Source organism: Microbacterium oleivorans (assembly GCF_001691565.1).
Classification (GTDB): Bacteria; Actinomycetota; Actinomycetes; order Actinomycetales; family Microbacteriaceae; genus Microbacterium; species Microbacterium oleivorans_B.
Genome location: NZ_MAYO01000001.1, coordinates 27,664 through 46,118 on the forward strand (window position 1 = coordinate 27,664; position 18,455 = coordinate 46,118).

The following is an 18,455-nucleotide window of genomic DNA, read 5'->3' on the forward strand; positions in this document are numbered from 1 at the left end:
ATGGCTCGTCAGGATCTCTCCAAACTCACCCGCAAGGCTCCTGCAGCAGGAACCCCCACTCCCAGCGCTGACGAGAACCAGCTCGCCCAAGATAATCCCGCTCCTGCCCCGGCTCCGGCAGTGACGAGCCGCACCGAGGCCAAGACGCCCGCAGCACGCAAGAGCGACCCGCCTTCGGCGATCGCCGAGCCGATAGCCGAACCGACAGGAGCAGAGGACTCTCGTGAGACCGCCAGCAAAGGCGTCCCGGTGCACCTTCCCACCTCGCTCAACGAGCGCCTGCAGGCGTACATGTCGAAGACCCGTAAGAGCCACCAGACCGTGTTGCTCGACGCACTCGAGGCGACCTATCACCAGCTGCCCGACCTCGTGGAGAAGGCAATCTCCGGCGAGGCCGCCGAGGAGCCGCAGGAACGAGCGTCGCTATTCGCACGCCCCAGCCGTCCCGCACCCATGAGCTCGGGGGAGCCCCGCGTAAAGCACACGGTGCGAGTCAGCCCCACCAACCGCAAGATCCTCGATCAGATCACCGCTGAGGTCCAAGCGCCCTCAAGGAACCTGCTCATCATCACCGCCTACGAGGCATTCCTTCCGTCCATCAACGAGAGCTGACCATCATGACCACCACCTCCGACCGCAAGTCCAAGCGATCCCAGAAGGACGCCGAGACGACAGAACAGCCCGCCGCTCGACAGGCAGCAGTGCTGCGCCCCACCCAGTCGCGGCGCCGGCCCGTTCTCATCGCTCTCGGCGTCGCCCTGGCACTCCTTGGAGGCGTCGGAGTCTGGTGGGTCACCACGAACCTCACCCGCACGGTCAGCGTCATGGCCACCGACGCCGACGTGGCCCGCGGGGAGACCATCACCGCCGACGACCTGACCACCATCCAGCTCGCCGGTGGCCAGCAAGTCGATGCGATCCCCGCTGCCGACGCTGCCGACATCGTTGGCACGACTGCCCTGGTCGACCTGCCCGCTGGCACCCTCATCACCTCGGCCAACACGGGCGACACCCTGCCCGTGCCGGAGGGGTCCTCGATCGTCGGCGTCACCCTCACGCAGGCGCAGATGCCCGGCTATCAGCTCGCCGCTGGCGACTCCGTCCGCATCGTCGAAACCCCCGTCACCCAGGGCGACCCGCCCGTCGAGACGCCGCAGAGCTTCGACGCCACCGTGTTCACCTCGAGCTACGTCGCCGAGACACAGGTGTGGGTCGTCGACCTCATCGTCCCGAACCGCGAAGCAGCTGACATCGCCGCACGCGCCGCCACCGGGCGCGTCGCCCTGGTCATCGACTCGACGGGGGAGTAACCCGCCATGGCGATCATCTTCCTCGCGAGCACAGCGGGTGCCCCTGGCGTCACCGCTGCGGCAACCGCGCTCACCCTCAACTGGCCCAAGCCGACGATCCTCGTCGAAGCCGACACCAGCAAGACGAGCAGCATCATCCCCGGCGCGCTGCGCGGCCAGGTGTACCACAACACCGGACTCACCGAAGCGGCCGTCGCCGACCAGTACGGCGCGCTCACCGCAGACAAGCTCTGGGAGCAGACCATCGAGCTCGGCGAGAACAAGGTGGTGATCCCCGGGTTCAAGAGCCTCCAAGGCGCAGCCGGCGCAGGGCCGCACTTCTGGCGCTCCCTCGTCGACGCGCTGCGGCCCTACGAAACCGCCGGCTACGACATCCTCATCGACGCTGGACGTCTCCACGTAGCCGACTCCCGCCTCCCGCTGATCCGGGAAGCGGACAGCGTCACCTTGTTCTCAGACCGGACGCTGCCGGCCGTGGCCAGCATCCTCTCCCACTGGCGCTCGCTCGATGAGAGTCGCAACCCGGTGCCGGAGTGGCTGATGACCGCGCTCGACGAGATCGGCCACAGCAGCTACGTCGACCTGGCCATCGTCGAGCGAGCCACCACCCAGGAGACCTGGCCCTCCAAAGACATCACCAAGCAGATCGGTATCAACCTCGTCGGGACCATCCCGTGGGATCCCAAGGGGGCCGCCGTCTACGCACTCGGCGCACCCACCCTCCGCAGCGATCGCACGCCCTACGCCCGCGCCATCGGGGCCCTGCTGCACAGCTACAGCGACGTGCTCAACGCCCGTACCTACTCGACCGCCGACACCTGGGAGGGACAGTCATGAGCGACACCACGCCCGACCCCGCCGACATCAGCAACCTGCCTTTCTTCACCCCACCCGCATCGCCCGCGAAGCAGCCGTCTCCCGGACTGCCGAACATCGAGCACGCCGCCGCGCGCCTCACCCGCGCTGCGCAGCGCCAAACCGCCGATGCCCCAGCTGCCCCCACGCCACTGACCGAGGCCGCCCCCAGCACTCCGATCGCAGCCGCTCCAGCCGCGACCCTCGAGTTCCGCAGCGACCTGCCCTGGGAAGACATCGCGATCATCCGCGACGAGGTGTCGCGTGAGCTCGCGTCGCTGTTCAGCGAGTCGATGGACATCGACGCCGAGCAGCGAGAGCAGCTCGCTCAGGACCACATCGTCGACCGAGTCCGTGCCCGCGTCGACGAGCAGACCCGGCGACCGGGGGAGCAGCGGTGGGAGGCGCCCCTGCAGGACGCCATCCGGCAAGCCGTGTTCGATCAGCTGTTCCGCCTCGGCCGACTGCAGCCGCTCGTCGACGAGCCCGGCGTCGAGAACATCCACATCAACGGGTACGACGACGTTTGGATCTCCTACGCAGACGGCCGTGTGCAGAAGTACGACTACCCCATCGCCGCGAACGACCGTGAGCTCGAGCGAGAGATCAACATGCTGGCCTCCCGCTCTGGCGAGGGAGGACGATCCTTCACCAGCGCCCGCCCGCGCCTTCACATGGACCTCCCCGGCGGGGCACGTCTGGCAGCGGTCGCCGAACCGGTCGCTACCCGGCCCACCGTCGTCATCCGCATCCACCGCCTCGTCGACGTCACCCTCGACCAGCTCGTCGAACACGGCACCCTGACCCGCCCGGCTGCAGCGTTCCTGCGAGCAGCCGTCGTCGCTGGTGTCTCCATCGTCACCAGCGGGTTCCCCGGGGCTGGGAAGACCACCCTTCTTCGCGCGTTGGCCGACTGCATCCCCGCGGAAGAGAAGATCGTCACGATCGAGATGGAGAGGGAGCTCTACCTCCACAAGATCAAGGACCGCCACCCCCGCGTGGTCGCTCTCGAAGCAAAGCCGGGGGAGGGGGAACGCGGTGCCGACGGGCGCCTTCCTGGAGAGATCACCCCCGAAGACCTCGTCTACGACACGCTCCGCCTCGACACCCAACGCTTCATCGTCGGTGAGGTCCGCGGTCCCGAGATCTACGCCATGATGCAGGCCATGCAGTCCGGTGTCGGCTCGCTGTCCACCCTGCACGCCGCCAGCGCCGACGACTCGATCGACCGCATGTCCGCGCTGATGCTCTCCCGTGGCAACAACACCACCCCGGTGTACGCGTATCGGATGATCGAACAGAACATCAAGATCGTCGTCCAGATCGCCAAGATCATCGACCCCGCCAACGGCAAGCCGCGGCGCATCGTCACCGAGATCGCTGAAATCGAGCGCGGCGAGGAGAAGAACAACTTCCGCCCCGTGGCGAATCAGGTGTTCCGCTTCGACCGGTCGACGACGTCACTGATCGCTGCGGAGATGCCGTCCCCGCGCCTGCTGGAAGATCTCGTCTTCCACGGCTTCGATCCCAGCAACCTGGGGGTGTGAGATGGCGACCACCGCAACCCTCGCCCTGTGCATCATCGCGGCTGTGGCCGGCGCGATCCTCGTCATCCTCGGCTTTGCCGGCCGAGGCGAGGACACCGGCTTGCCCGCCCGGCGGCTGCTCAAAGCCCGCGAAAGGCGACGCCTGAACCGGACGCAACAGATTCAGCTGCTCATCGGCGGTGCCATCGGCCTGCTGTTCGCTCTCATCACCGGATGGTGGATCCTCGTCGTCGCCGTGCCCCTCGCTGCGGTCGGCCTCCCCTGGCTTCTGCAGAAGGGGCCCGAGGAGGACGCGATCGCCAAACTGGATGCCCTGGAGTCCTGGACTCGCGGTCTCGCCGGCCTCACCGTCTCCGGCGCTGGCCTCGAACGCACCATCGCCGCATCCCTCGGCAGCTGCCCCGAACCGATCAAGCCGCAGGTCACGCAGCTCGTCGCTCGCATGAACGCCCGATGGACGACCACGGCAGCGCTGCAGGCATTCGCGGACGACCTCGACGACGAAACCGCAGACGTCCTCGTGATGCACCTGCTGCGCAAAGCGGAACTCCGTGGCTCCGGCCTAGCGACCGCGCTCGAGGACCTCGCCAAGAGCATCTTCGAGCGAGTGAAAATGCGCCGGCAGATCGAAGCGGACCGGGCCACCCCCCGCAACGAAGCACGCTTCGTCGTCTACTTCACCCTCGCGCTCCTGGTGCTCCTGGTCCTCGCCCAGCAGTACTCCGCCCCCTACGGGACCCCCGTCGGACAGATCCTGTTCGCCGTGTACCTCATCATCTACGCCGTCGTGCTCCTCTGGATGCGGCGCATCAGCCGAGGCGTGAAAGCCCCCCGGCTCCTGGTTCCCACTGAGAAAGCTGGTGCGAAATGAACCTCGCCCTGATCGTGCTGCCCGGGCTCATCCTCGGCCTCGGTATCGCCGTGATCGTCGCAGCCCTCATCCCCACCCAGCCCCGGCTCGCGTCCGCGCTCGACCGCATCGGCACCACATCCGTCGCCACCGACACCGCCTACGCGGCAACCCTCGAGAACCGCGTCGGATCGGCAGTGCTCCGCCGGTTCAGCGATAGCTCTGCACTCAAGATCCCCAACACGGACCTTCGACTGATCGGGATGAGCGTCAACCGGTACCTGTACCAGAAGGTCCTCTGCGCTGCGCTGGGCTTCGTCGCACCCCTCGCTCTCGGCCTCGTCGCCCAGGTACTCGGCCTCGGCGCCTTCTACGTCCCCGCGCTCTTCGGAATCGCTCTCGCGGCCGGCGGTTGGTTCATCCCCAACCTCCTCATCCGCAGCCAAGCCCAGGAAGCGCGCACCGAGTTCTCCCGCTCCATTGCCGTCTACATGGAGCTCGTCGGCTCAGAGCGCATCAGCGGTGCCCCTCCCGGTAAGGCGCTCGAGTCCGCCGCCCAGGTCGGCCGCAACTGGGCCTTCGTCCGCATCCGCCAAACCCTCACCGAAGCCCGCTACGCCGGCGTCGCACCTTGGGACGCGCTCGAGCAGCTGTCGAAGGAAACCGGCGTCCCCGACCTCGGTGAAATCGCCAACGTGATCAGGCTCTCAGGGGAGCAGGGCGCATCAGTATATGAGACACTCAGGGCACGGGGGCAGAACCTCCGCGACCGGCTCTTGAACGATGAAGCAGCGGAGGCGAATAAGGCGACCAACAAGATGACCATCCCGATGGCGCTCACGGGAGTCCTCTTCATGCTCCTCCTGGGGACACCCTTCGCACTGGATGCGTTTAGCTGAAAACCTGAAAAGCCACATGTCCGCGAAGGGCCCATATCGAGGCCTATACCTGACAGACCACGCACCATCCACACCGAGCACGACACACGAAAGGAACGCCTGACATGTCGACACTGAGCAAGAAGTTCCTCTCCCGCATGCGGGGGAGAGCAGCCCGTCTCATCAGCGAGCCGGAACGAGGGTCGGTGACCCTCGAGCAGGTCATCTGGTACGCGATCATCGGAGTCGCGGCAGTCGCCGTGGCAACCGGACTCGTCGTGTTGATCAACAACTTCCTCTCGCAGGTCCCCACCGGCTGAGACGAGCGACGATCATGCAGACGGACACCCTCGATCACCGGCAGCGCTTGCTTCACGCGCTGACCGGTGATCGAGGTGTCACCACATTGCAGAACGTCGTCGTCGCCCCGATCCTGCTGCTGTTCCTCGCGATCTTCCTACACGCCGGGATCATCCTTCACGCCAACAACATCGCCCATGCCGCAGCGACCAGCGCCTACAACGCTGCGCGCTCGTACAACGCAAGCAGCAACGACGGCACCACCGCCGGCCTCGCCGTCATCAACCAGAACGGCACCCCTGTCAGCGGCGCATCCGTCTCGGTCAACCGCGGAGCGCAATCCGTCACCGTCACCGTCACCGGGACTGCCCCCAGCTTCGTCCCTGGCCTGAACACCGCCGTCGACGTCACCGTGACAGGCCCGGTCGAAAGGTGGGTTGACTGATGCAGCGCTTCCGCACCCTCCTCACCAAACTCCGCGACGACCGCGGATCCGCCGGCCTCGAAATCGTCATCCTCGCACCCGCGCTCCTCGGCTTCCTCGTCCTCCTCGCCGCGGCCGGGCGTCTCAGCCTCGCCGGCAACGCCGTCGAATCCGCAGCCTCCGCCGCAGCCCGCGAAGCATCCCTCGCCCGCAACGCCGCCGAAGCTCAAGCCGCAGCCGAAGACATGGCCCGAGTCGCAATGGCCCAGTCCGACGTCAACTGCACCGACCTCGAGGTCAGCATCGACACGTCCGGGCTGGCGACGGCCATCGGAACCACCGGACAGGTGAGCGCCCGTGTGACCTGCACCGTTGAGCTCAGCGACGCTGCCCTGATCGGGATGCCCGGCACCCGCGACCTCAGCGGCACCGCAATCTCGCCCGTCGACGCATACCGGGAGCGGCGATGAAGACCATCATCCAGAAGCTGCGCGACAAGCTCCGCGACGACAGCGGCGTCACGACGCTCTACTTCGTCATCATGGCCGCCGTCTTCCTCGCGATCATCGGGCTCGTCCTCGACGGCGCAGGGAAGGTGCAAGCCAACCAGCAGGCCTACACCACCGCAGCCGGCGCATCCCGAGCGGCAGCCAACGCCATCAGCGGCGCCGCGATCATCGACGGCACCACCGCGATCGACACCAACCGGGCAGTGAACGCCGCAAACGGCTACCTCTCCGCAGCCGGAGTCGGCGGCAACGTGTCAGTCGCCGGCGACAGAATCACCGTCACCGTCACCACCGACTACAACCCGATCTTCTTCCCCGCCGCCCTCCCCGTCGAAGCCAGCGCCACCGCTGAGCTCATCACCCAATAGGAGCCCCCATGAGCACCAAGCGCACCCTCACCGCACTCGCGGGGATCGCCGCAGGCCTGGCACTCCTCGCCGGCTGCACCAACACCACTCCTGTGCCCTCTCCCACGACAAGCACGAGCACGCCTTCTCCGTCGGCTACCGCCTCCAACCCTCAGGTCTCACCACCGGAGAGCGAGGATGACGCGATCACGGATGCGGAGACGGTGCTGACTCAGTACTTCGTCGTACGCGGCGAGGTCAACGCCGCTGGCGGAACGGATACCGCGCCGCTCGAAGCCTGGGCGACGGGTCGAGCCCTCGAAGTCGCCGTCAACGATGCAGCCGGGATCGCCAAGGGCCCAATTCTCAACACGGACCAGAAGAACATCGACGGCCCCGGAAAGACCGAGGGTGCAATCAAGTACGAAACGACGGCTTCCTACGGGCAGGAATGGGAGGGCGTTGAGAACGGCCTGATCACCATCAACGCCTGCCAGGACTCCAGCGAGTACAAGATCTACGCCAGCGACGGCTCCGAAGCCATGCGCCCGGAAGCGCGCAGCACGTTCGACTACCAGGTCGTTTACGACGCCGACAGCCAAAAGTGGCTGGTTTACGACCTGATCAGTCTGGGGGAGAGCTGCTGACCGTAGCTCTAGATCGCATGCTGAAACGACTTGTCACCGCTCTCGTCACCCTGGTCCTGGCTGCAGGCGCCCTGGTGGCCACAGGGGCGCCAGCAAGTGCTGCCGAGAACGTTTGGTGCGACCCGGAGTCGTCACGTTGCTACCTGACGATCTCCGCGCCATCGGATCCGGCACCGAACCCGGACAGCAACGGATGGACCGCAGGCGCACCCGCCTGTTACTCGCGCATCGACCCGAACTACGTGAACGACTACCCCAATGAGGACGTCGTCACCTATGAGGCGAGCGGGGTGCGGTACTTCTACGTGAAGATCGGGTGCGGTGACGGGATGCGGTACTGGTCGAACAGCCGGCAGTGCTTCGTCTCGATGGTCCAGGGGGAGTGGCCAGCGCGGCCGGGTAGCTACAGCCAGGAAGCCGGCTACTACGTCTGCGCACCCTTCATCGACCAGGGCGCCACGATCACGTCCTACTTCTGGTCCGAGACGATCCCCCCGGGCCTGAAAGTCCTGACTCCGGGCAGCGCCGCGGAGCAGCTGATCTCGACCTTCGGTTTGCGGGGGATCGACATCGGTATGGCCCCCGAGGTGAACCCTGAGTGGGGGCACCGCCGCGGCTACGTCGGCGTCCCGATCTGGCTGTGGGTCAACAACCCGGAACCGCTCACCTGGGGGCCGTACACGGAGACGGCAACTCTCGGCGGTCAGACCATCACCGCGACCGCGAAGGCCACGTCAGTGCGCTGGCAAATGGGCGACGGCGCATCCACGACCTGCGGCAACACGGGCACCCCGTACAACACCGGGTACGGCATGACGACGTCACCGACCTGTGGCTACAAGTACACGACCACCTCGAGCCGGACCCCCGGCGATCGCTTCACCGTCACCGCGACCACCAGCTGGACCGTGACGTGGACCTCGCTCGCCGGGCCCGGCGGCACCATCAACCTCACCACCGACAGCTCCACTGACCTCGAGGTCAACGAGCTGCAGACCGTCATCGTCCCCTGACCCCCTGGGAGGCATCATGAACCGCATCGGAAAGGGCCTCGGATCTCTGATCCTGCTCGCCGCGCTGCTGATCGGGATCCCCGCGGGTCTCGTGTTCTTCGCCGGCAACCCGATCCCATCGTGGGACGAGCTCGTGAGCGCGTTCACGTTGCCCGACTACACCGGCTCCTTCCTCGTCGGCACGATCATGCCGATCGCGGCGTGGATCGCCTGGGCAAGCTTCGCGGTCGGGTTCCTCGCGGAGCTCCCCTCGCAGCTGCGGGGCGTGCCGCGGCCGCGGATCCCTGGGCTCGGGATGCAGCAGAAGGTGATGGGCGGCCTGCTGGCCGCGGTAATCGCACTGTTCGCACCGACCGCCGCGTTCGCTGCGGAAGTCCCCACGACCTCCGCAGCTCCCATGAGCGCCTCGGTCGTTTCGACGCCGGCGGCCGCCACGGCGGAAGAGGCTGCGCCCGTTCAGGCGGGTCCTCAGTACACGGTGACCGGATCCGACACCTTGGCGCGGATCGCAGAGTCGGCACTCGGCGATCGCTCTCGAGCGTCGGAGATCTCCGCGCTCAACGTCGGCGTCACTCAGGCCGATGGCGGAGCGCTGGATGCCTCTGGATGGCTGCACGAGGGATGGGTGCTGACCCTTCCAGCGGATGCCGCCGTACCTTCGACACCTGCCCCGGCCGTAGCCGCGGAGGCGGAGGCTGCACCCGAGGCCTCCTACGAGCAGCGGACGATCGAATCCGGCGACACCCTGTGGGACATCTCGGCCGACGAGCTGGGCGACGGAGCCCGCTACCCGGAGATTTTCGAGGCGTCCAAGAACATCGTCCAGCCGGACGGGTCCACGATCACCGACCCCGACCTGATCTACCCCGGCCAGACGGTCAGCATCCCCGCCGCGACCGAAGCCGTCACCCCTCCCGCTCCGGCGCCTGCACCGGCGCCTGCGCCGGCTCCTGAGGACAGCGAGTCGACCAGCGCCGCGCCCAACGTCGACGAGGGCGCAATTGCTGCCGAGACGGGTGCTGGGGGAGGAGCAGACCAGGCCGAGGCCGGCGGCGCACATGCGGAGACCCCCGAGGACTCCACGAGCGCTGGACTCGGGTTCACCACTCAAGCCCCGGCGGCGCCCGAGGCGCAGGCTCCGGCACCCGCAGCAGCTGATGCCGCTGACGACTCGGTCGACGAAACCGGCATTGAGGATTACTTCAACGTGGCCACGGTCGGCGGCATCGGCGCCACGCTCGCCGCTGGTCTGCTGACCCTGCTGGGGTGGCGACGTCTGCGGCAGCGGCGTGAGCGCAAGCCCCGCCAGCGGATCGCAATGCCCGACGAGACGGTGTCGAGCGTGGAGCTCGAGCTGCGAGCCGTCGAGAACCCGGTCGGCGCCGAAGCCGTTGACGCCGCGCTGCGCCACCTGGCCGTGTGGGCGCAGGACACCGGCAGCCGACTCCCCGCCTTGTACGCGCTGCGCCTGGACGAGAACTCGGTCGCGGTCTACCTCGACGAGCCCACGGACCTACCGGCACCGTTCACCCAGTACGACCCCGACGACAAGCTCGCATGGATGGTCGCCCTCACCGATATCGAACCGCTCGAGCGCATCCCTTCGGCGCCGTACCCCGCGCTGGTGATGCTCGGCCACGACGACAACAACGGCCACATCTTCGTCGACCTCGAGCGTCTCGGCGCTCTCAACGTTGTGGGCGCTGACAGCGACATGCGCCGCGGCGTGCTGACGGCGATCGCCATCGAACTCGCGGCCAACACCTGGTCGGAGGACGTGCAGGTCACCCTCGTGGGCGTCGGGGACCGGTTGCCGCTCGCGCTCGGCAGCGGCCGCGTCCGTCACGTCAGCGACACCCAGACCCTGCTGCGTAATCTGCGCGGGCAGGCGGCAGAGGTCGAGCAGGCGTTGGAGGAGCTCGGTGTCGACGGTCTTGAGCAGGCCCGCACCACCGGCGCCTACGCCGAGGCCTGGTCGCCGGAGATCATCATCCTCGGCGACAACCCTGACGACGCGACCCGCGAGGCGATCAGCGAACTCGTGACTCGTCTTCCCCGGGTCGGGATCGCCGCCGTCAGCGCCGGCCACCTCACCGGCAGCTGGAACCTCGCCCTCCGTGACGGCCGTCGCGCCGAGCTGGAAGTCCCCGGCACCGACATCGCGATCCCGATCACGCCGCAGACGATCGGCGCGAAGGAGTACAACGAGATCCTCGCGCTGTTTGACGTCGCGACCGAGGGAGAAGCCACCGGCACAGCTCTTGACGACGAGCTCGCTCTCGACGACATCCCCGCGGCCGCCGCCGAGAGCGACACCACTGTGATCGACGAGCCGACACCGGCCGCAGCCGAAGACATCCCTGCGCTGGTGGCTGATGAGGCGGACGCGATCGACGGAACGATCGACGGCGACGAGACGATCGCTGGCGACGTCGTCGACGAGGAAGGCGCACCGATCCCCGACGTCGCAGCCGACGATGAGGCGGATGCCGCGGTGGCGTCGGTCGTGCCTCTGCACCGTGGCCCGTACCTGCAGATGCTCGGCACCGTCGAGGTCCGCGGCGCCCGCGGCGAAGCCCCCGTCAACCCCAACACCGCAGCGCAGTGGCGCTCGGCGATCCGTCGAGGGACCGAGCTCGTCGCGTTCCTGTCCGTCACACCCAACGCCACCGCGGAGCAGGTCCACGCCGTGTTCTGGCCCGGACAGCCCGCCAGCGGCAAGAAGGCAGCCAGCGACCGCAACGGACTGGCGTCCAAGACGCGGCGCTGGCTCGGTCAGAACGATGAGGGGGAGTGGTACCTCCCACTCATCACCACCGGCGAGTACCGCCTCCACGAAGACGTCCGCACCGACTGGCAGGACTTCCTCGAGCTCGTCGGCGACGACCTCTCCGCTGCACCTACCGACCGCCTCCTCGGTGCCCTCGACCTCGTCAAGGGCCCGCCGATCACCGGCGTCCAGGACAAGCGGTACGTGTTCGCCGACCGTCTCCGTCACGAGATGATCGCGCTCATCGGCGACGTCGCCCACGAAGCCGCCACCCGCGGCCTCACGGCGGGGCAGGTCCGGCAGGCACGCATGGCATCCGCCATCGGGCGCATGGTCGACCCCGTCAACGAGATCTACTGGCGTGACGGCCTCCGCGCCGAACACCAGGCTGGAGATCTCGCCGGCGTCGAACGGCTCATCACCCAGCTCGAGCAGAACCTCGCCGCCATCGACGAGGACTACGAGCCCGAGCCTGAGACCCAGGCGCTCATCGCGCAGCTGCGCCGCCGGCACGCGATCGCGAGCTGACCCCCGAACCCATGCAGAGCGCGTTGACCGTCTCGGAGGTCGACCGGGACATCACCTCGATCCCCGTCGACGCGATCGTGAACCCGTGGAACCGCAACGTCGTGCCACGGTGGCTCCTCGTGCCCGGAGGAGTCAGCGGAGCGCTCAAGCGCAAGACCGGTCCGGGACCATGGAAGGAACTCGCCCGACACGGGATCCTCGAGCTCGGCCAAGCCGTCACTACCTCTGCCGGCGACCTCCCTACGGCGAAGGCGCTCATCCACGTCGCCGGCCTGACCCTGAGATGGACCGCGACGACAGAGAGCGTCCGACTGTCCACAGTGAACGCCGTAGCCGAAGCACGCGCCCATGGTTTCGCAAGCCTCGCCATCCCGCTGATCGGCGCCGGCCACGGCGGGATGAGCTCAGAAGCGTCACGAACCACGATCCTGAACGCCCTGGACCCGACCGCACCGCTGCACGTCCTCCTGGTGGAGCACACAGCGTGACCGCCCCTGCCACCGCTCTCGAGAACGCGCCTACGCGGCCGCGGGCGGCTCTGCGCTACCTGACCGCCCTCATCGGCGGGTTCGGCGCTCTCCTGGCGCTCACAGCGCCCCTCAGCGCCGATCTGCGCCCAGCCGTGGGCGAGTGGGCGATGCTCGCCGTCTACGCCGCCTACGGTGTGCTCCTGGCCCGCCACGACATCCGCTACAAGCGGCTCCCCGACGCCCTGAACCTCACCCTCGCCGCCATCCTCACCGGCGCTGTCCTCGCCCTCGCACTGACCACTGGTGAAGGCGTGGCCGCGGTCACCGCGATCGCCGGCGGGCTGGGCCTCGCCGTGGTGATGGGCTGCATCGGCCTCGCTGGCCAAGTCGGCTTCGGCGACGTGAAACTCGCCCTCAGCATCGGCCTCCTCACCGGGTGGCACACCTGGTCCCTCCCGCTCCTGGCGATCACGATCGCGTACGTCCTCGCACTCCCGCACGCGATCACCGCAGCAATCCTCAGAACACGCGGCCGAGACATCCACGACCTGCCCTTCGGGCCCTACATGCTCGCCGGCGGCGCCGCCGCGGCGGTAGCTGCAGCTGCCCTCTCCCTCTGACTCGAGAAAGACTCTCCCTACACATGCACTTCGTCGAAGACCCTGCGATCGCCCGTGAGGTCGGCGCCGACCTGTTGTCCACCCTGGAAGACGCTGTACTCCCGGAAGGGGAGTGCGCTAAGTGCGGCAACTCACTCGGATCTGGGGCGCTTCGCTGGTCTTTCGAGGAATTGCCAGACAGTGCGGTGATCGCTGCCACTCATGCCGCATGCGGGCCGCTGGAACTCAGGCGAGGCATTTTCACCAGTTTCCCGGATCAGAGCTGGCACGCGGAAGTAATTGGTCTCGAGAGCGTGGAGGAACGCACTCGACGGAGGTGGTGGGGGCGAAAGGGGACAACGACGTCACAGACGTACGTGCCTTGCCTGGTGATCAGTCCGACGTGCGATGTCTTCTACCTGTCTCGATCAGCCGCTGGTGGCTGGCGCAGTCCGGTCCAAGACCTGCTTCTGGAGGGCTTCACCAGCTTCGACCCCATGACGTTTGCTTCTGGCACCACCCCCTCCACCGTCACAGCCCAGTGGGCAAATCCGAGGTTCAGTGTCACCATCGACGGCACCAAGACCTACTGGGTGGAAGAGCCCCCAGACGGCACCGCCGGCACCTACGGTGTCGCGAACATGATCCGGCGCGTAGGGGGAGTGCTGCTGATAGTGACTCATGCGGCGAGTGAGAGACTCCTGCTGCACCACACGCAGACCCATGAGGAGCGGACGCAGATGCTCACCTCGCCGCACACCGCTGTCGCTTGGGTCTTAGCGAGCGACATTGCCGGCCTGAACTCGTAGTCGACCTCGAAAGGATTCCTGTGACCTCGTCCTCCCGACGTCGACGGCTGCTCGCCACAGCGACGGCAGCACTCGCCCTGACCGGCAGTTCGCTGCTCTTCGCCGCGCCTGCCCAAGCGGCGGGATCATTCGCGTTGAACGAGCCTCACTTCTTCCTCGCGCCGGCCATCGTCTCCCCGGGGATGATCACCCCGGTCAGCGCAGCCCTCGGCAACAACTCCAACGCCACACCGGCCGAGGTCACGATCTCCTTCGGGCTCCGCTGCTACTCACCAGGACAGCCCACCGTGGACGGCCTTGAGCAGACCGTGGTCATCCCTGCAGACACCTCCCGCCCAGCCGGGGCGCGCCAGCTTGTCCGGGTCGCGGATGTCATCGCGGTCCCCACCAGCTGCACCAAGCCGGCAGGGCCCATCCCTCTCCGGCAAGACGGGTACTTCTGGATCAAGATGACCCAGCCGGGCGCACCGGATCAGATGAAGATGGTCCCCATCACCATCGTCCAGGGCGACAACTGATCGGGAGCTTCCGCGGGCCGCGACGACTGAGGGTGTCGGATGTCTGACGAGTACTACAGCACGGAGGGTACCTACGTGCGTATCCGAGAGGACCGGCGCTACGCCGAGCGCGAGGCTGAGCGGGCGTGGGGATGGTGGTCGCGGAAACGCGCGGCCGCGGCCCTCCGTGAACTCGAGGAAACAGACGGGCTCGCCGCAGCTGCGGAGGAGTGGGCTCGGATCTTGATCTACGAAGAGCTCGAGCGCGCTTGGGCGCAGACTTCGCCGGGCGCCAACGCCTGGCACCCGCGATTGCTGTCACACCTTCCCCAGCTTGCGCCAGCCGTGGTGGCAGCCGCATCCGAACGGCCCAACGTGGACACCCTCGTGCAACGCCACCTGACCCAGCAAGCGGTGACGGCCATCGCGACGCACAAGGTCGCCGAGATCCAGAAGGTGGTCACCGACCCCAAGATCTACATCCGTCACGGCACGAATGAGGGCGATCCGATGACTGTGGTGCAGCACGCAGCCAGCGGCCTTCGCGCGCGGTTCACTGTCCGTGCGCTCGACGGGCGCGGAGTGGTCTTCTCGAAGCCATACGCGATCGCTTCGATCGACCCGGATGACCCAGACCACCAAGGCCAGGGTTGGGAGCGATACGTCGGCCTCGGCATCGGCCGACGTCTCTACCTCGCCGCAGCGGCGTTCCATCCCCGCACCCGGTGGTCATCGGACCTCGTCAGCCAACACGCGCAGCCGCTGCGTTCCCGGTTGCATGCAGCAGACCCGTACGTCTGGTCAGGAGAATGCTCGTGGTGTGACGACCGGCTAATCGTGTGGCAGACAGCTGACCCGGCCGTCTTCGACCCGCACCCGCTTACACCAGCACCCCCCGCAGTCACGCCCCGCTTCATAGACGTCACACCATCGGAGTAACACCCCTGTCACCAGGCAGAGGCATGGACATCGGTAACCCCAGAGCGTCGAACTCACACCGAAGCCCTGTAGCACTCTTTTTGTAGCACCCTTTTTGTAGTACTCTTTTCTTGTGGGAGTGGAGTGGAAGAAGAGCGCAGCGAAGCACGGGATTCCCCGCGAGGACATCCTGTGGGCCATCTCCCACGCAGAAGGACAGGAAAACGTCTCCGGCCGTCCGGGCTGGCTGACTCGGGTATGGGTCGGACACCCCCACGCTCAGACCGATCGCTACATCGAGGTCATCGTCGCAATGAAAGGCGACGAGTTTGTGATCTTCCACGCGATGCCACTGAGCGACCTGTACCGCCACCTGATCGAGACCAAGGAGTGAACCATGACCCGCACAGATGACCGCAGCAAGGTCGACGACTGGGACCAGTTCGCCGCGGCCGCGGAGGCCGGCGAACTGGCACCGATCCCCGGTACTGCTCTCCACGGAGAGGATGCTGCCGCCGCCGGTCGCGCGATGCTCCTGGCAGCCACCGGGGCGAGCACGATCGAAGATGCCACCCAGATCGCTCTCGGACGCCCCCGGCTAGGCGAAAACCGGGCCGAGACCGTGACGTGGCGTGTTCGCGCGACCGGCGACCTCGACCTGATCGTCACCCAACTCGCCGACCATGAAGGACGAAGCCGCAGTGCCCTGATCCGCGCGGCCGTCCTCGAGTACGCCCGCGCGCGCACCAACGCCTGAGCGCACTCGCCATCATTCGCGTCGATCGAGAGGGAACACATTGATCCAGCCTCGCTACATGACCCCGCCCGTTGGCGTCACGGCCTACGAGAACCCGATCGCCTTCGTGGCGGAGAACCCCGACCGAGAAGCTCGCCACGGCATCGGCGACGACAACCTCGCCGGTTGGGATGTCGCCGACGGGTTCCGCCTCGCCGAGACACAGATACCTGGTGCTCCAGAGTCTGAGTGGCGGATCTCCATCGTTGCCGGCGAAATCTACGCCGTCCTGCGCCGGCTGCCGCTCGCCCGGGAGTACACCTTCGACGGACCGGTCTGGCTCCTTGGCCGCATCCCGGACGAGCTCAACAACCGGCCGGCGTGGGATCTGACCCCGCACGACCGCCTCATCCCCCTGCTGAGCGACCTCGAGGATCTCCGTCACGAACCCGACTCGCTCCTGACCGCGGTCAACGTCATCCGTGAGCGACTCCCGCAGCTGACCACCTGACCGTGACCACGCCCTCCAGCGACCTCATCCCCGCCTCTCACGCGCAAAGCGCCTGGGCCGCGGGGATCGAGCCGCTGCGCGAGGCGTTCCCGCGCCACGTCGATCAGCTGCTGCGAGCGATCGCTTTCTCCTTCGTTGCTCCGCTTCCGGTGCCGGTCTTCATCATCGGCGGGCCCAGCTCGGGCAAGACCACGCTCGCCAGAGCGATCGGAGATCTCGCGGGGGAGACCACGCGACCCCTGGTTGAGAAGTCGACCGTCGCTGCGTTCGAGAAGGCCGTCCACCCCGGCGTACCGCTGATCGTCGACGACGCCGCACCCCTGGGGCTTCCCCGGCATCCGCGCATGTTCGACGAACTCGAGAGCGCGACCTACGTGCCCTTCTACTCCCGGCTGCATGAGGCGTCGATCTTCGTCGCCACCGGCAGTCAGCCCATCGGGGAGCTCAGCGCGTCCCGGATCATCACGATCGAACTTCCGGCCAAGCCACGGAGCCTTCAACGCCTCCGCAGCGTCTCGAGCGAACCGGCGATCGCCGCGCGACGATACGTCGCCAGCTACCTCCGCCAGCGGGCCCGAAGCGTCGAGGTCGACACCCGAGCGCTACGTCTCGCCGGCCACCGCGAACTCGACAACCTCCGACGCCTCGGCGCCGCCCTGTACGTCGGCGACGAGGTCCTTCGCGCCCTTGAGCTCGAGAACGCCACCACCCCCAAGCTCTCCTGGCTCCACACCGACGACCAGGTCGTCTGGGCCGTGCGCTCCGCGATTCGCTACCTCCTCGAAAGCGGGGGACAGCTCACCACCGGATCCGACGAAAGCGCCGCCTGGCCGATAGGCCGCATCAACGCCGACCACATCTACCTCCGCCCAGCAGAAGCCCTCTCGTTCATCCGAGCAGCCCACGGCACCGAGACGCTCAGCATCCGTGCGATCGCGGCCGCGCTCCGCCGCGCACGCCTGCTCACCACGGAGACCGGCACCACCCCGATCCGCGTAGAGGGCCGCTCCGTCCGCACCTGGCGGATCTCCCACGGCATCCTCGACTAGGCGACACGCCGAGCCGACACGCAGCGTGTGACGTCGATCGACGACGAACCTTCGCTCGAACAGCGGCACCCCGACGCCGCTCACACGTCAGGTCGGCCGTTACACCCACGCCCGTGACTACACTTTCGGGCCCCTCATGGCGCAAATCTCACCACCTCTCCGGAAAGGTGTAACAGCCATGACCTGGGGTTTTTTTGGATGCCACCACCTTGGCTCTCCCGAGGTGGTGGCGTGTTAGTGGCGTTTGAACTGGGGTTTTCTTCGACGCCACCACCTGTTACACCTTTTGGAAAATAGTCCTCACACATGCGTACGCGCGCGAGGGCGGAAAAGGTGTATCAGCGGGCGTCGAAACTTTCTTGCGATCGGGATGTCCGCGAAGTGTCTGAGGCTGGGCCTATACCTGCATGGGAGAAACACGCCGCAGCTGCGACGCACCAAGCGAATCCGTGATTCTGATTCAGCTTCGTGCTAGAACAGGGGCATGCCTGCATCAGAAAAGAAGCCGGGACGCCGCTCGTACGGCCCTCGTGCGGTCAGGACTGTGCGGTATCCGAAGGACTACGACCCGATCCTCGAGCGCATCGCAGCGGACGCCGGACTTCCCCTCAGCAGCTGGCTCGCGCTGGCTGTCTCCCAGCAAGCTGGGCTCGAAATCCCCGACTACGTCAAGGACGAACTCAAGAAGGCGGAGCGAGAGCGCGCTGCCCGAGAGACAGAACAGGAGCTCGACATGCTCGACATGCCCAAGTCGGCGTAGAAAGCACAACCCCCGCTGGTCGGCAAACCTGCGGGGGTGAAAAGTGCTGAGTCTTGGTCTCCGGCAAGAGACCTCGTATCGCGAAACCCTTATTGAGAATCCGGGTATGTGCATGATTGTAGCCGCTT

General features: G+C 66.9%; 23 protein-coding genes. All 23 read left to right on the plus strand.

Going from position 1 to position 18,455, the window contains the following annotated elements:
- Complete coding sequence (locus tag BBA86_RS00150; RefSeq protein WP_141677806.1) at nt 1-612, plus strand: hypothetical protein; 612 nt, start codon at nt 1-3, stop codon at nt 610-612.
- Between the two features lie 5 nt (nt 613-617).
- The gene (locus BBA86_RS00155; protein WP_065569684.1) at nt 618-1,310 is read left to right on the plus strand and encodes an SAF domain-containing protein; all 693 of its coding nucleotides are present in this window, start codon (nt 618-620) and stop codon (nt 1,308-1,310) included.
- A gap of 6 nt (nt 1,311-1,316) precedes the next feature.
- The gene (locus tag BBA86_RS00160; RefSeq protein WP_065569685.1) at nt 1,317-2,147 is read left to right on the plus strand and encodes a hypothetical protein; all 831 of its coding nucleotides are present in this window, start codon (nt 1,317-1,319) and stop codon (nt 2,145-2,147) included.
- Complete coding sequence (locus BBA86_RS00165) at nt 2,144-3,712, plus strand: CpaF family protein (protein ID WP_065569686.1); 1,569 nt, start codon at nt 2,144-2,146, stop codon at nt 3,710-3,712. The genes BBA86_RS00160 and BBA86_RS00165 overlap by 4 nt, the downstream gene beginning before the upstream one ends.
- 1 nt (nt 3,713) lies before the next feature.
- The gene (locus tag BBA86_RS00170) at nt 3,714-4,583 is read left to right on the plus strand and encodes a type II secretion system F family protein (RefSeq protein ID WP_083199373.1); all 870 of its coding nucleotides are present in this window, start codon (nt 3,714-3,716) and stop codon (nt 4,581-4,583) included.
- Nucleotides 4,580-5,461: a type II secretion system F family protein gene (locus BBA86_RS00175; RefSeq protein WP_065569687.1), complete on the plus strand. Its 882-nt coding sequence runs from the start codon at nt 4,580-4,582 to the stop codon at nt 5,459-5,461. Before BBA86_RS00170 ends, BBA86_RS00175 begins: the two co-directional genes overlap by 4 nt.
- A gap of 104 nt (nt 5,462-5,565) precedes the next feature.
- Nucleotides 5,566-5,760, plus strand: a complete 195-nt coding sequence (locus BBA86_RS00180; RefSeq protein WP_065569688.1) for a hypothetical protein — start codon at nt 5,566-5,568, stop codon at nt 5,758-5,760.
- Between the two features lie 14 nt (nt 5,761-5,774).
- Nucleotides 5,775-6,185, plus strand: a complete 411-nt coding sequence (locus BBA86_RS00185) for a TadE/TadG family type IV pilus assembly protein (protein ID WP_083199374.1) — start codon at nt 5,775-5,777, stop codon at nt 6,183-6,185.
- Nucleotides 6,185-6,634 carry a hypothetical protein gene (locus BBA86_RS00190; protein ID WP_065569689.1) on the plus strand — a complete coding sequence of 150 codons (450 nt, stop codon included), beginning with the start codon at nt 6,185-6,187 and terminating at the stop codon, nt 6,632-6,634. Before BBA86_RS00185 ends, BBA86_RS00190 begins: the two co-directional genes overlap by 1 nt.
- Nucleotides 6,631-7,041 (plus strand): pilus assembly protein TadG-related protein, encoded by a 411-nt coding sequence (locus BBA86_RS00195; RefSeq protein ID WP_083199377.1) that lies wholly within the window; start codon nt 6,631-6,633, stop codon nt 7,039-7,041. Before BBA86_RS00190 ends, BBA86_RS00195 begins: the two co-directional genes overlap by 4 nt.
- Before the next feature lie 8 nt (nt 7,042-7,049).
- The gene (locus BBA86_RS00200; protein ID WP_065569690.1) at nt 7,050-7,667 is read left to right on the plus strand and encodes a hypothetical protein; all 618 of its coding nucleotides are present in this window, start codon (nt 7,050-7,052) and stop codon (nt 7,665-7,667) included.
- A 17-nt stretch (nt 7,668-7,684) separates the two neighbouring features.
- Nucleotides 7,685-8,680, plus strand: a complete 996-nt coding sequence (locus tag BBA86_RS14645) for a hypothetical protein (protein ID WP_223246983.1) — start codon at nt 7,685-7,687, stop codon at nt 8,678-8,680.
- Between the two features lie 16 nt (nt 8,681-8,696).
- Complete coding sequence (locus tag BBA86_RS00210) at nt 8,697-11,978, plus strand: LysM peptidoglycan-binding domain-containing protein (protein WP_065569691.1); 3,282 nt, start codon at nt 8,697-8,699, stop codon at nt 11,976-11,978.
- Between the two features lie 11 nt (nt 11,979-11,989).
- Nucleotides 11,990-12,466 (plus strand): macro domain-containing protein, encoded by a 477-nt coding sequence (locus BBA86_RS00215; RefSeq protein ID WP_065569692.1) that lies wholly within the window; start codon nt 11,990-11,992, stop codon nt 12,464-12,466.
- Complete coding sequence (locus BBA86_RS00220) at nt 12,463-13,068, plus strand: A24 family peptidase (RefSeq protein ID WP_065569693.1); 606 nt, start codon at nt 12,463-12,465, stop codon at nt 13,066-13,068. Before BBA86_RS00215 ends, BBA86_RS00220 begins: the two co-directional genes overlap by 4 nt.
- A gap of 23 nt (nt 13,069-13,091) precedes the next feature.
- The gene (locus BBA86_RS14360) at nt 13,092-13,856 is read left to right on the plus strand and encodes a hypothetical protein (RefSeq protein ID WP_141677807.1); all 765 of its coding nucleotides are present in this window, start codon (nt 13,092-13,094) and stop codon (nt 13,854-13,856) included.
- A gap of 20 nt (nt 13,857-13,876) precedes the next feature.
- Complete coding sequence (locus BBA86_RS00230; protein ID WP_065569695.1) at nt 13,877-14,374, plus strand: hypothetical protein; 498 nt, start codon at nt 13,877-13,879, stop codon at nt 14,372-14,374.
- A gap of 39 nt (nt 14,375-14,413) precedes the next feature.
- Complete coding sequence (locus tag BBA86_RS00235; RefSeq protein WP_065569696.1) at nt 14,414-15,292, plus strand: hypothetical protein; 879 nt, start codon at nt 14,414-14,416, stop codon at nt 15,290-15,292.
- 118 nt (nt 15,293-15,410) lie between these two features.
- Nucleotides 15,411-15,665, plus strand: a complete 255-nt coding sequence (locus tag BBA86_RS00240) for a hypothetical protein (protein WP_083199379.1) — start codon at nt 15,411-15,413, stop codon at nt 15,663-15,665.
- A gap of 3 nt (nt 15,666-15,668) precedes the next feature.
- Entirely contained in the window at nt 15,669-16,028 is a 360-nt protein-coding gene (locus BBA86_RS00245; RefSeq protein WP_065569698.1) for a ribbon-helix-helix protein, CopG family, read from the plus strand.
- Between the two features lie 58 nt (nt 16,029-16,086).
- Entirely contained in the window at nt 16,087-16,518 is a 432-nt protein-coding gene (locus tag BBA86_RS00250) for a hypothetical protein (protein WP_065569699.1), read from the plus strand.
- 2 nt (nt 16,519-16,520) lie between these two features.
- Nucleotides 16,521-17,567, plus strand: coding sequence for an ATP-binding protein (locus BBA86_RS00255; RefSeq protein WP_065569700.1), 1,047 nt, complete (start codon nt 16,521-16,523; stop codon nt 17,565-17,567).
- A 484-nt stretch (nt 17,568-18,051) separates the two neighbouring features.
- On the plus strand, nt 18,052-18,327 hold the full coding sequence (locus BBA86_RS00260) for a hypothetical protein (protein WP_141677808.1): 276 nt from the start codon (nt 18,052-18,054) through the stop codon (nt 18,325-18,327).
- Nucleotides 18,328-18,455 lie beyond the last annotated feature (128 nt).